Source organism: Delftia sp., assembly GCF_059499305.1.
On sequence record NZ_JCABYI010000021.1, the window covers coordinates 15,109 to 27,630 of the forward strand.

Annotated in this window: 12 protein-coding genes and 1 riboswitch; of the genes, 8 read left to right on the forward strand and 4 right to left on the reverse strand. The window is 71.0% G+C overall.

The window, feature by feature from the left end:
- Positions 1-48: 48 nt before the first annotated feature.
- Both AC5I49_RS12460 and AC5I49_RS12465 read right to left on the reverse strand, forming a co-directional pair.
- On the reverse strand, positions 49-981 hold the full coding sequence (locus AC5I49_RS12460; RefSeq protein WP_353179191.1) for a diacylglycerol kinase catalytic domain-containing protein: 933 nt from the start codon (positions 979-981) through the stop codon (positions 49-51).
- Complete coding sequence (locus tag AC5I49_RS12465) at positions 968-2,041, reverse strand: SPFH domain-containing protein (protein ID WP_047219602.1); 1,074 nt, start codon at positions 2,039-2,041, stop codon at positions 968-970. Before AC5I49_RS12465 ends, AC5I49_RS12460 begins: the two co-directional genes overlap by 14 nt.
- An 88-nt stretch (positions 2,042-2,129) precedes the next feature.
- Between AC5I49_RS12465 and AC5I49_RS12470 the strand changes: the two genes are divergently transcribed.
- Positions 2,130-2,864, forward strand: coding sequence for an NUDIX hydrolase (locus AC5I49_RS12470; RefSeq protein WP_016448794.1), 735 nt, complete (start codon positions 2,130-2,132; stop codon positions 2,862-2,864).
- Between the two features lie 31 nt (positions 2,865-2,895).
- Here the strand turns inward: AC5I49_RS12470 and AC5I49_RS12475 are convergent, their stop codons facing one another.
- Entirely contained in the window at positions 2,896-3,858 is a 963-nt protein-coding gene (locus AC5I49_RS12475) for a threo-3-hydroxy-L-aspartate ammonia-lyase (protein ID WP_495789443.1), read from the reverse strand.
- Positions 3,859-3,904: 46 nt separating this feature from the next.
- Positions 3,905-4,546: a helix-turn-helix transcriptional regulator gene (locus tag AC5I49_RS12480; protein ID WP_046985177.1), complete on the reverse strand. Its 642-nt coding sequence runs from the start codon at positions 4,544-4,546 to the stop codon at positions 3,905-3,907.
- Between the two features lie 81 nt (positions 4,547-4,627).
- Here AC5I49_RS12480 and AC5I49_RS12485 point away from each other — a divergent pair, with 81 nt between their 5' ends.
- The 7 genes from AC5I49_RS12485 (at position 4,628) to AC5I49_RS12515 (ending at position 12,519) form a co-directional block, all read left to right on the forward strand.
- The gene (locus tag AC5I49_RS12485; protein WP_016448791.1) at positions 4,628-5,119 is read left to right on the forward strand and encodes a YbaK/prolyl-tRNA synthetase associated domain-containing protein; all 492 of its coding nucleotides are present in this window, start codon (positions 4,628-4,630) and stop codon (positions 5,117-5,119) included.
- A 57-nt stretch (positions 5,120-5,176) separates the two neighbouring features.
- On the forward strand, positions 5,177-6,058 hold the full coding sequence (locus AC5I49_RS12490) for a CHAD domain-containing protein (RefSeq protein WP_495789444.1): 882 nt from the start codon (positions 5,177-5,179) through the stop codon (positions 6,056-6,058).
- A 54-nt stretch (positions 6,059-6,112) separates the two neighbouring features.
- A riboswitch (cobalamin riboswitch) is annotated at positions 6,113-6,396 on the forward strand.
- Between the two features lie 129 nt (positions 6,397-6,525).
- Positions 6,526-8,757 carry a TonB-dependent receptor gene (locus AC5I49_RS12495; RefSeq protein ID WP_495789445.1) on the forward strand — a complete coding sequence of 744 codons (2,232 nt, stop codon included), beginning with the start codon at positions 6,526-6,528 and terminating at the stop codon, positions 8,755-8,757.
- 10 nt (positions 8,758-8,767) lie between these two features.
- A complete protein-coding gene (locus tag AC5I49_RS12500; RefSeq protein ID WP_461608491.1) occupies positions 8,768-9,709 on the forward strand; it encodes an ABC transporter substrate-binding protein in 942 nt (313 codons plus the stop codon).
- Positions 9,706-10,728 (forward strand): FecCD family ABC transporter permease, encoded by a 1,023-nt coding sequence (locus AC5I49_RS12505; RefSeq protein WP_012207547.1) that lies wholly within the window; start codon positions 9,706-9,708, stop codon positions 10,726-10,728. Before AC5I49_RS12500 ends, AC5I49_RS12505 begins: the two co-directional genes overlap by 4 nt.
- Positions 10,725-11,492 carry an ABC transporter ATP-binding protein gene (locus AC5I49_RS12510; protein ID WP_074923768.1) on the forward strand — a complete coding sequence of 256 codons (768 nt, stop codon included), beginning with the start codon at positions 10,725-10,727 and terminating at the stop codon, positions 11,490-11,492. The genes AC5I49_RS12505 and AC5I49_RS12510 overlap by 4 nt, the downstream gene beginning before the upstream one ends.
- Before the next feature lie 4 nt (positions 11,493-11,496).
- Positions 11,497-12,519, forward strand: a complete 1,023-nt coding sequence (locus tag AC5I49_RS12515) for an LLM class flavin-dependent oxidoreductase (RefSeq protein ID WP_495789446.1) — start codon at positions 11,497-11,499, stop codon at positions 12,517-12,519.
- The last annotated feature ends 3 nt before the right edge of the window (positions 12,520-12,522 follow it).

A 12,522-nucleotide genomic window follows, 5' to 3' on the forward strand; every position in this document is an offset into this window, starting at 1 on the left:
TTTCCATGGATTTTCTTGTTGTGTCGATGATTGTCCGTGCTTCGGGCTTCACACCACCAGGCAGCCCTGCCGGTCCGACAGGCCGATGGTGGCCTGCATGCCCGCCGTGAACTGCAGGTAGTCGGCCTCCATGCCGTCCGAGAAGATGACGCCATGGTCGGGCATGCGCGAGCGCAGGGTCAGCGGCTGGCCGGCGGTGACCTGGCCGTAGACCAGCTCGGCCGTGGAAGAGCGGCTGGGAAAGGGCTCGCGCACGGCGAAGTCCAGGCGTGGCGCATCCCAGGCGAAGGGCTGGTAGTCGAAGTCGGTGGATGCGCCGCGCACGGCGCGGGCAATGCCCATCGATCCCGTGACGATGCTCTTGATCCAGGCCGACGAGCCCAGCCCCGTGGCGACGATGAGGCCGGAGGACGACTGGGACTCCTGCCGCTCGCCCAGCGCGATGTCGTACAGGGCCGAGGTATGGCTGCGCGGGCCGATGAACAGGTCGTTGGCGGCGCGCAGCACCTGGCCGTCGCTCAGGCGTGCTTCGGCCAGGGTGACGGCGCGCGTGGGGCGGCGGTTGGCGGCCACGTCGCCCAGCAGGGCGGCCAGGTCGGCGGGGGCGAAGGGCAGCAGCAGGCCGTCCCAGCGCGCGGGCTCGGGGTTGACGCCGATGAGCGGCTGGCCGTCCAGGTATTTCATGGTGTTGGCCACCATGCCGTCCTGGCCCAGCGCCACCACGATGTCGTCGGCGCCGAAGACGAAGTTGGGCACCAGGGCGCGGTCCACGATCTGGTAGCGGCCGCGCGCCTCCAGCGCCTGCACCACGGCCTGCAGGGCGGCGGCGTAGGCGGCGCTTTCGCGCAGGTAGTCGCCGAAGTCGGCACCCAGGTGCTCGATGTAGAAGCGCGCCTGGGACAGCGTGTGGTACTTGGCCACCAGCTCATCGAGCCGCGTGCGCCGCACCACCAGCACGGTTTTGCGTTCATTGGCGTTCACGGCGGCTCCTTGCGGGTTCGGGATCGGCCACGGCAGCTGCATGGCCTGCACCGGCGCCCATGAGCGACTGCAGCAGCTCGGGCGAGACGTTGAGCTGGCCGATGCGCTCGGCCTTCTCGGCAATGCCGCCAAAGGCCTGGGCGATGAGCTGGCCCGGCTGCATGCCCACGGCGGCCAGCGATTGCACGATGCGCGGATCGGCCTTTTCCAGGGCCTGCATGACGGCGCCCACGCGGTAGGCCTCGGCCTCGGCCAGGGTGCGGCTGTTGGCGGCCTGGCCTTCGACGAAGTCGCGGCGGCTGGCCTCCAGCGCCACGTCGGCGGACATCTGTTCGGCGCGCAGCTCGTTTTCCTTGCGCATCTGGGCGGCCTTGGCTTCCAGCTGGGCCTCGCGGATCTGGCGCTTCTTCTTTTCCACGGCCACATCGGTATCGAGCTCGTTCTGGCGGATGGCGCGCTCGTTTTCCACGGCAGCCATGCGGCGGGCATACACGGCGTCGTCGGCGGCCTTGAGGTTGGACTCGCGCGCCTCGGCCTCAAGAGCGCGGGCGATGTCGGGCGTGGGTTTGACGGCCATGACCGAGACACCCAGGATCTCCAGCCCCAGCGCCTCGATTTCGGGCTGGGCGGCCAGCTCCTGCTGGGCCGTGCGCGCAATGAGTGCCGAGGAGCGCAGCGCCTGCTTGAGCTCCAGCGCCTGCACGGCCTGCTGGATGATGACCTCGGCCTGCATGGTCACGCGGTCGCCCAGGCGCTGCGGGTCTTCGGACAGGTATTTCTGGCCGTCGCGCGCCAGGGAGAAGTCCATCAGCGTGGCGGTCTGGCGCGGTGTGCTGATGCGGTAGGTGACCTGGCCCTGCACGGTGACGCTCTGGAAGTCGGCCGTCACCAGCTCCAGCATGAAGTGGCAGTCCTGGCTGCCCACGGGCACCGCGACCAGGGTGGTGGTGGGGGCGTAGTAGAAGAAGGACTGGCCCGCACCCTCGCGCACCACCTTGCCGGCGCGGAACTGCATGAGGTGGACCGTGGGTTGGGACTTGATGAAACGGATGCCGAACATGGTGCTTCTCCTTTTAAGTTGTTCTGTACAACTCGTATGGGTTGCATAGTGCAACTTAAAATCCGGCACGTCAAGCACAATCCATCCCATGGCTGAAAAAAATTCCCCATCCCCGCAGGGCGCGCTGGACTTCCCGCGCCCGTTCACCACGGTGGACGTGGTCATCTTCACGGTGGCCGACGATGCCCTGCAGGTGCTGCTGGTGCAGCGCCCCACGGCGGGCAGCGAGCCCTTCCCGGGGCTGTGGGCGCTGCCCGGCGGCTTTGTGGATGTGCGCCAGGACGCGGACCTGCTGGCCTGCGCGCGGCGCAAGCTGCTGGACAAGACGGGTGTGGACAGCCCCTACCTGGAGCAGCTGGGAAGCTGGGGCGGCGCGGCGCGCGACCCGCGTGGCTGGTCGGCCACGCATGTGTATTTCGCGCTGATCCCGGGGCACGACCTGATCCTGGCCAAGGGAGCGAATGCGGCCGATGTGTCGTGGTTTGCCGTCGATGAACTGCTGCGCGCGCCTGCGCTGGCCTTCGACCACGGCGAGATCCTGCGCGCAGCGGTGGAGCGGTTGCGGGGCAAGGTGGAATACACCTCGCTGCCGGCCTTTCTGCTGCCCGAGCCCTTCACGCTGCCGCAGCTGCAGCAGGCCTACGAAGTGGTGCTGGGCCGCCCCGTGGACAAGAGCGGTTTTCGCACGCGCATGATGGCGGCCGGCTTTCTGGTGGAGGCCGGCCAGGTGGAGGGCACGTCACGCCGCCCCGCCATGGGCTACCGCCTGGCCGACCGCAGCGCGCCCGTGGTGTTTCCGCGCACTTTCAGCCCGCGCGGGTGAGGGCGGCCTTCGATCAGGGCCAGGATCAGGATCAGGTGCCCAGCAGGCTGCAAAAGCGCTGCATGTCCACGTTGCCGCCGCTCAGGATGATGCCCACGCGCCGGCCGCGCAGCTCCTCGCCTTTCTGGCGCGCGGCGGCCAGGCCCAGGCACCCGGTGGGCTCGACCACGAGCTTCATGCGCGTGGCCAGGAAGCCCATGGCATCGACCAGCTCGGCATCGCTGGCGGTGAGGATGTCGGTCACGTCGCGCTGGATGATGGGGAAGGTGATGCCGCCCAGGTGCTGGGTCTGGGCGCCGTCGGCAATGGTCTTTGGGGTGTCTATGTGGACGATGCGGCCTGCGCGCAGCGACTGCTGGCCGTCGTTGCCGGCCTCGGGCTCCACGCCGTAGAGCGCGCACTCGGGGCTGAGCGCACGCGTGGACAGGGCGCTGCCCGACAGCAGGCCGCCGCCGCCCAGCGGCACGAAGAGGGCGTCCAGCGGGCCGGTTTCCTCCAACAGTTCCTTGGCGGCCGTGCCCTGGCCGGCCAGCACGTCGGCATGGTCGTAGGGCGGGATCAGGGTCAGGCCGTGGCGCTCGGCCAGGTCGCGGCCGATCTGCTCGCGGTCTTCGGTATAGCGGTCGTAGACCACCACCTGGCCGCCATAGCCCTTGGTGGCCGCCACCTTGGCGGCGGGCGCGTCATGCGGCATGACGATGGTGGCGGGAATCTCCAGCAGCCTGGCAGCCAGTGCAATGGCCTGGGCGTGGTTGCCCGAGGAAAACGCCACCACGCCGGCCTTGCGCTGCGCGGCGCTGAAGCGAGACAGGGCGTTGAAGGCGCCGCGGAACTTGAAGGCGCCCATGCGCTGCAGGTTCTCGCACTTGAGGAAGACGCGGGCGCCCAGCGCCTCGTCCAGCGTGCGCGAGGTGAGCACGGGCGTGCGGTGGGCATGGCCCTGGATGCGTTGGGCCGCTGCGGCCACGTCGTCGTAGGTGGGAAGGCTTGTCATCGGTACACGGGAGAGAAGGGGTTGCAGATCGGCGGGGTGCCGGGACCTACTTGGCGTAGCTGTAGACCGTGGCGCGCGACACGCCCAGGTGGGCGGCAATGGTCTCCATGGAGCGGCGAAGGTCCAGCAGGCCGTCGCCCTTGAGTTCACGGACCAGGGCGCGCCGCTCCTCGGGCTTGAGGGCGCGCGGCGTGGTCGCCAGGCGCGCCGCGAACTGGTCGATGCGGGCGCGCACCGCGTCGGCACCGGCCCCGGCGCCCATGGGCGCCAGCATTTCGCGGGCCGGCGTGTCGCCGCTGACGGCGGCAAAGCGGTTGAGCATGCTCTGGAAGCCCTGGAACATCGTCAGGTCCACATTCATGCACAGGGCGGCGATGTAGCGGCCCTCGGAGTCGCGGATGCCGATGGACGTGCTCTTGGCCTGGCGGCCATCGGCGAACTGGTTGGGGTAGTTGGCGATGACCTGCTCGTAGCCGGGGTCCTGGATGCGGGCCAGGCCCAGCTCGGTCGCGCCCTGGCCGACCTCGCGGCCCGAGAGATTGTTGTGGATGGCCAGCACCGCATGGGACGGGTCGAGCAGGTCATGCACCACCACCTCGCAGAACGGGGCAAGGGTCTGGCCCAGGCCTTCGGCGATCTTGGCCACCTGTTCCAGCAGTTGGCGCTGCTCGGGAGTGCGTTGTGTCATATTGGACATTTTGTTTTGAATTGGACAAAATGTCAAAACCCAGGCGACCTGCCTTCTTGTCCGTTTCTTGTGCTCCCTGCCATGTTCGACACCCTTGTTCACCTGCTGCAATCCCAGGACGCGCGCTTTCGCGTGATCGAGCACCCTGCCGAGGGCCGCTCCGACCTCGTCGCCGAAATCCGGGGCACGGCACCCGGCCAGGGCGCCAAGGCCATGCTCTGCAAGAGCCGCGATGCGGCCGGTGCGGGCGATCCCCAGCTGTTCCTGGCCGTGCTGCCCGGCGACCGCAAGCTGGACTTCAAGCGCCTGGCCCAGGCCGTGGGCGTGCGCAAGGCCACGCTGGCCTCGCCCGAGGAGGCCCAGGCCGCCACCGGCTGCGTGATGGGATCGGTGCCGCCGTTCTCCTTCAACCCGCAGGTGCGCCTGGTGGTGGACCCGGCACTGGTGGAGCGCTTTGCCGAGATCGCCTTCAATGCGGGCCGGTTGGACCGCTCCATCGTGCTGGACTCGGCCGACTATGTGCGCATTGCCCGGCCCGCGCTGCACAGCCTGAGCGGGGATGGCGCCGATTGACCCGGGGGCCGGGCGGTGCCCACAATCGCAGCAACGCTCGCACATCCTTTCCTGACCATGACCACCCCTGCCAGGCAGTTCCCCGACCGGCCCGATGCGGCCGGCTTTTTGCGTGCGGCGCTGGCTGCCGCACTGGCCCAGGTGCAGTCGCATATGGATGCTGTGGACGCCGGCAGCAGCGAGGCCGAACGCATCCACCAGCTGCGCGTGGCCCTGCGGCGCCTGCGCACCCTGCTGCGCGAATGCGCAGGGCTGGCGCCCGGCATGCGCGCCGAATGGGATGCCCCGCTGGCCCTGGCCTTTGCGCGCCTGGGCACGCTGCGCGATGCCGGCACCCTGGCCGACGTGGTGTGGCCGCTGCTGCAGGACGCCGATGCGCCCTTGTGCGAATGGACCGTGCCGGATGCCGGGCAGGCCGACGCGGACGCGGCCGCTGCGGTGCGCGAGCCGCAGTTCCTGCAAACGCTGGCCGAGATCCATGCGCTGGCGCAGGCGCCTGCAGGCAAGCGGCAGCCCGGCCTGGTCAGCCTGTCCGCCGCAGGCACGCGCAAGTACCTGGCACGGCGGCTGGCGCGCCTGCACCGCCAGGTGCTGCGCGACGGCCGGCACTTCGACGGCCTGCCGCTGGCGCAGCAGCACCGCGTGCGCAAGCGGCTCAAGCGTCTGCGCTACCTGGCGGACTTTGCGCGGGAATTCGCGCCCGGAATGTGGCCCGGCAAAAAGGGCCGGCGCTTTGCCGAGGCGCTGGTGCCCGCCCAGGACGCGCTGGGCCTGCACAACGACATGGCCGTGGCGGCCGCGCTTTTTCGTGACCAGGCCGGCACGGATCCGCGCGCCTGGTTTGCCGCCGGCTACCTGCAGGCCCGCCTGGCCACCAGCGCGCGCAGCAGCCGCCGCGCGCTGCGTGCGCTGGCCCGCGTGCCGGGCTTCTGGGCCTAGACCGCATCAGCGATAATCCGCCGCTGGCGCACCGCCGCAGCCCCTGGGCCGTGGCGGTGCGCTGTTGCTGAAGGTGCCCCATGCCGCTTGCCGGCCAGGGGTTCAACGGGAAGCAGGTGCGCGATGCCATCGAGGTGGCCGCTCGCAATGCCTGCGCTGCCCCCGCAACGGTCAGCGGAATACAACTCCCCACGCTGGCGCGCCACCCACCGGTTGCGCGCCGCAAGCCACTGTGTCTGGACGGACATGGGAAGGCGGGGATGCCTGCTGCAGCGCGCCCGCGATGCGCGCCGCAGCGTTCCGCAAGCCCGGATACCGGCCTTCTGCATTGCTTTCGGACGCCGCGGGAGTGCGCCTGTCCGGTCCGGCCCCAGCCTGCGCTGGCGTGGCCGGCTCCGGCGTGCGCGCCGTGCGGCGTGGTTCAGACGATAGGCCCCACGGGTGACTGGGGCAGTTGGATTCAACGCATGCGCTTCGCTTCTTTGGCCGCCGATTGTTCCGGCCCCTTTCCCCTTCCTCCCTTCCTGCGCCCGGCCACCGCTGCGGCCGTGCTGGCCTGCTGCGCCGCGGCGGCCGGCGCCGCACAGGAACCGGCGGCCGGCAAAGCCGGCGCATCCGCCGACAATGCGCTGGACGCCGTCTTCGTGACCGCCACGGCGCGGCCCGAGGCGCGCAGCCGCATCGCGGGCACCACGCAGACCATCGACCGCGAGGCCATAGAGCGCTCCAGCGCGCGCTCGGTCACCGACCTGCTGGCCGAGAACGCCGTGGGCTTTCTCAGCGAATGGACGGCGGCCCAGACCTCGATGAACCTGCGCGGCGCCTCCACCGACGGCCAGGGGCGCGACTTCCGCAGCCAGGTGCTGGTGCTGGTCAACGGCCGGCGCGCGGGCACGGCCAACCTGTCCAAGCTCAGCCCCTCGGATGTGGAGCGCATCGAGATCGTGCGCGGCCCGTCCTCGGTGATCTACGGCAGCCAGGCCATGGGCGGGGTGGTCAACATCATCATGAAGACGGGAGCGACGGCGCCCGGCACGCGCGCCCAGGTCCAGGCCGGCTCGTGGGACCTGTGGCGCACCGATGCGCAGACGGCCGGCGCCAATGACCGCTTCGACTGGTACTTCGGCGTGAGCGCAGGCGGGCGCGGCGACTACGAGTCGGGCGACGGCGGCACGCGCATGGAGAACACGGGCTGGAAGCGGCGCGGCGCCAGCGGCGCCCTGGGCTGGCAGCTGCACGAGCTGCACCGCGTGGAGCTGCAGCTGCGCACGGACGGCATCTACAACGCGGGCTTTCGCGGATCGGGCGCCAACATCTACAGCCGAGACAACCGCAGCAACCGCTCGCTGGACCTGACCTACGAAGGCGCACTGCCCGGCCAGCGCCTGAGCTGGACGACCCACCTCTACAGCCTGGTCGATACCGATGAGTTCAACTGGGCATCGCCCGTGATCCGCTCGGGCAACAGCGCCGTGCCCGGCACGGCGCGCGACTACAACCACCGCCAGCTGGACGCCACGGGCCTGCGCTTTCAGCCGCGCCTGCGTGTCAGCCAGACCAATGACCTGCTGATGGGCTTTGACTGGGAGCGCAGCAAGCTGCGCTCCGACCGCCTGCGCGTGGCCATGCCGGGCGGCCCGGCGGGCCAGGTTGCGCCCTACGACAACAACCAGACCGAGCAGGTGCACGCGCTGTACTTCGAGGACGCGCAGACCCTGTTCGACGACCGCCTGACCCTGCGTGCCGGCCTGCGCAAGACCTGGGGCACGACACGCTTCGACGAGACGCCCAACCTGGCCCTGGCCCAGGCCAGCACTCGCGACTACGACAACCACACCTGGTCGGCCGGCGCCACCTGGAAGGCCACGGACCAGCTTACGCTGCGCGCTGCGGCCTCCACGGGTTTCCGCGCGCCCACGGCCACGGAGCTGGCCTCGGACTTCACGGCCGTCGGCGGTGGCCGCACCTTCGGCAACCCCAACCTCAAGCCCGAGACCAGCCGCCAGATCGAGGTCGGCGCCGCGCTGCAGCAGCCCGGCTGGCGCGTGGATGCGGCCCTGTTCCAGAACACCATCAGCGACCGCATCATCACCGTCTCGCGCGGGGCCACGACCAATACCTCGGACTACGCCAACAACGCGGCCGACATCGTGGCGCGCGGCCTGGAAATGCAGGCCGACATGGACCTGGCGCGGGCGCTGAACCTGACGGGCCACCAGCTCAAGGCCTGGGCTGGCGGCTACTACCACTTCAGCATGCGGGACAAGGGATCGCCAGCGTCGGCCAATACCGACAAGGTGCAGCGCATGTACCGCTACGAGGCCTCGGCCGGCGTGCGCTACGGGCGCGGCAGCGGGCGCCTGCAGGGCGACTGGAGCCTGCAGCTGTCCACGCTGCTGCGCGGTCCCATGTGGTACGACACGGAAGAGGCGCTGCTCATCCCGCAGGGCGAGCCCCGCAGCACCTTCATCCACCGCAAGGGCGCCTTCACCATCTGGAACCTGCGTGCCGACTACCGCGTGTCGCCGGGCGTCAAGCTGTTCGCGGCCGTGAACAACCTGTTCGACCTGAACCGCCACCCCATCTTCATCGCGCTGGACCGTGCGCCCTGCATCGCCAACCCGGCGTACCAGAACGGCGGCTGCGGAACGTCGATGGCGGGCCGCGAACTCATGGTCGGCCTGCAGGCAGAGTTTTGAGGACCACGGCATGAGGCAATCCAGCACCACGCGCCGCCAGTTGCTGCGCCAGGGCGCGGCGGCGGCCCTGGGCTGCGGCCTGCCCGCGGCCTGGGCCGACACCGTCGCTGCAGGCGGTCCGGTGGTGCTGCAGGATGCGCTCGGCCGGCGCGTGGAGATTGCCGCGCCGCCGCAGCGCATCGTCTCCATCTTTGCCTCCAACACCGAACTGGTGGCCGCGCTGGGCCTGCTGGACCGCGTGGTGGGCGTGGAGGATTTCACGCGCTTTCCACCGGGCGTGGAGCGCATTCCCAAGGTGGGCGGGCGGCTGGGGTTCTCGGTGGACGCCGTGGTGGCGCGCCAGCCGGACCTGGTCATCGTCACGCCCGCGCGCCAGGCGGCGCATCAGCTGGTCGATCCCATGGAGCGCATCGGCGTGCCGGTGATGGTGCTGCTCAGCCGCTCGCTGGCCGAGGTGATGGACAACCTGCGCCTGGTGGCCCGCGCCACGGGCGTGCAGGCGCGCGGCCAGGCGCTGGCCCTGGCGCAGGAGGCGCGGCTGCTGCGCGTGGACCGGCAGGTGGCCGGCCAGCCCCGGCCGCGCGCCCTCATGGTCACGGGCCGGCTGGGCAACGGCATGCTGCTGGCGGCCCGGCCGGGCACCTATACCGGCGAGGCCATGGTGCGCGCGGGCGCTTCGTTCGCGCTGGACGGCCTGGGCACGGTGCCCCAGGTCTCGCCCGAGGCCGTGCTGGCCGCCGACCCCGATGTGCTGCTGTTCGCGGGCACGCAGGAGGCCATGCAGGACCTGATCGGCCAGCGCGGCTGGCGCGACCTGCGTGCCGTGCGCGCGGGCCGGGCCACCACGGTGGCGCGTGCCGAGTTCCTGATTCCCGGGCCGCGCACCTTTGGCGGCGTGGAAAAACTCTCGCGCTGGCTGCACCCTGCGGCCTGGGCCGGGGAGGCCGCATGAATTCCCTTTCACATCCACCTGCGTGGCGCCCCTGGGCCGGTGCGGTCCTGCTGCTGCTGGCCAGCCTGCTGATTGCCGCCTGCGCGGGCCACCAGTGGGCCAGCCCGGCCGACCTGCTGGCCGCGCTGGGCGGCGAAGACAGCCTGCGCAGCCGGCTGCTGCTGCAGTGGCGCGTGCCGCGCGTGCTGGCAGCCGCCCTGGTGGGCGCGCTGCTGGGCCTGTCGGGCGCCATCTTCCAGGGCGTATTCCGCAATCCGCTGGCCGAGCCCTATCTGCTGGGCGCCTCGGGCGGCGCGGCGCTGGGGGCGACTGTCGCCCTGCTGGTTCCCATGCATCTATTGTTCGGCCTGCCCCAGGCCTGGACGCTGCCCGTGCTGGCCTTTGCGGGCGCCTGGGGTTCGACCGTGCTGGTGCTGGCCGTCTCGCGCGTAGCCGGTGCCACCGATGCGGCCGGCATGCTGCTGGCCGGCGTGGCGCTGGCGGCCGTGCTGGGCGCGCTGCGCTCGTTCCTGATGCTGGCGCTGTCCGATGAGACGGTGAGCCTGCAGGTGGTGCTCAGCTGGGTGCTGGGCGGCATACAGACGCCGTCCTGGAGCGGCCTGGGCCTGCTGGCCGGCGCCTCCCTGGCCTGCCTGGCCGGGGCCATGGCGCTGGCGCGCGGGCTGGACCTGCTGGGCCTGGGTGCCGATGCGGCCCAGGGCTTCGGCCTGGACGTGGCGCGCTTCACGCCGCTGGCCGTGCTGGCCGGCTCGCTGGTGGTGGCCGTGGCCGTGGCCTATGGCGGGCTGGTGGCCTTCGTGGGCCTGGCTGCGCCGCACATCGCGCGCTGGATGGCGGGACCGCTGCACCGCGCGGCCCTGCCGGCGTCGGCGCTCACGGGCGCCATCATCGTCACGCTGGCCGATGCGATTGCGCGCAGCGTGCTGCCGCCGGCCGAAATCCCGCTGGGCCTGGTCACGGCCGTGGCCGGCGGGCCCTTCTTCATCGTGCTGCTGGCGCGCAGGCTGAGGTCCGCATGAACGATCAAGCCATGGACGACGCCGTGCCACGCCTGCAGGCCCGGTCCCTCACGCTGCGCCATCGTGGCCGCAGCGTGCTCGATGCGGTCTCTGTGCAGCTGCCCCCGCGCGGCGCCGTGGCCCTGGTCGGACCCAATGGCGCAGGCAAGTCCAGCCTGCTGTCCCTGCTGGCGGGGCTGCAGGCGCCTGCATCCGGCAGCGTGCTGCTGGACGGGCAAGACATCGCAACCCTGCCCGTGGCCGAGCGCGCACGCCGCGTGGGCTACATGCCGCAGCGCTTTGCGCCGCACTGGGACCTGACGCTGGCCGAGCTCATGCACATGCGGCTGGCGGGCCGGGGTGGTGTCGAGGCGGCCGTTGCCGGCGCCGGGCTGCAGGATTTCGCGCGCAGGCGCTGGTCCACGCTGTCGGGCGGCGAGCAGGCGCGTGCCCTGCTGGCCACCGTGCTGGCCACCGACCCGCCCGTGCTGCTGGCCGACGAGCCCGGCGCCGCGCTGGACGTGCGCCACCGCCTGGCCCTGGTGCAGGCGCTGGCGCAGCGCGGGCGCGAGCGGCTGGTGCTGGTGGTCATGCATGACCTGGACCTGGCGCTGGCGCACTTCGGGCGCGTCATCGTGCTGGACCAGGGGCGCATTGCGCTCGATGGGGCCCCTGCCGAGCTGCTGCATGCGCCGGGGCTGGATGCCGTGTTCGGCGTGGATTTCGAGCGCATCGACGCACCCCCGCAAACCTTGCTGCGCGCGCGGCTGAAACAGGAGAACTGACCCCATGCGCATCGATCTGGCCGGCTGGACGCGCGACGCCACGCGCGGCGGGCACCGTGAATTCCTGGCACTGTTCGAGCGCGCCGAGCGCCTGGGTTTCCAGGGCGTGTGGTTCAACGAATTCCGCGTGCCCGATACCGCCTGGCCCTATCCCTCGCCCCTGCTGCTGGCCGCCGCCGTGCTGGCGCGCACCGAGCGGCTGCGCGTGGGCACCTCGGTGCTGGTGCTGCCGCTGCACCATCCGCTGATGCTGGCCGAGGAGATTGCCCAGCTGGACCTGCAAAGCGCCGGCCGCATCGACGTGGGTGTGGGCAGGGGCACGGAGCCGGCCGCGCTGCGCGCCCTGCAGATCGATGCGGACAGCACGCGCGAACGCTTCGAGCAGTCCTGCCGCATCCTGGTGGAGGCGCTGTCCGGCAGGCCCATCGTAGCGGGGCAGGGGCCGTGGAGCTTCGAGGACCGGCCCGCCCTGCCTTCGACCGTGCAGCGTCCGCATCCTCCCTTGTATGTGGCCGGCTCCACGGCAGAGACCCTGGGCTTTGCCGTCGATCAGAATCTGCCCCTGCTGCTGAGCCTGGAGCCGCCCGAAGGCACGCAGCTGGAGCGCCTGGAGGCCGCTGCCCGGGAGCGCGTGCGCGATGCCTCCGCGCTGCGTGCGCGTTCATCGCTGGCGCGCTATGTCTGCATCGGTGCCGATGAGGCCGCCGTGCAGGCCCAGCTGGCCACGCTGTGGCCGCAGCTGTACCAGCGCCGCGTGTACTTTGCGGGCAAGCGCGGCGTGCCGGCCGACCAGGTGCTGCCCATCGATGTGCCGCGCGTGCTGGCCGAGCAATTCATCCATGGCACGCCCGAACAGTGCCATGCGCAGATCACCGCCTTGCGCGAGCGCACGGGCATGGGCCAGCTGCGCTGCGTCTTCAACGCCAACGGCCTGTGGAGCGATGCCCAGGCCCTCGCCGGCATGGAACTGTTTGCGCAGGAGGTTCTCCCTTCATTGCGCAGCGCCGTGCCTTTCGCCACCGTCTGACTT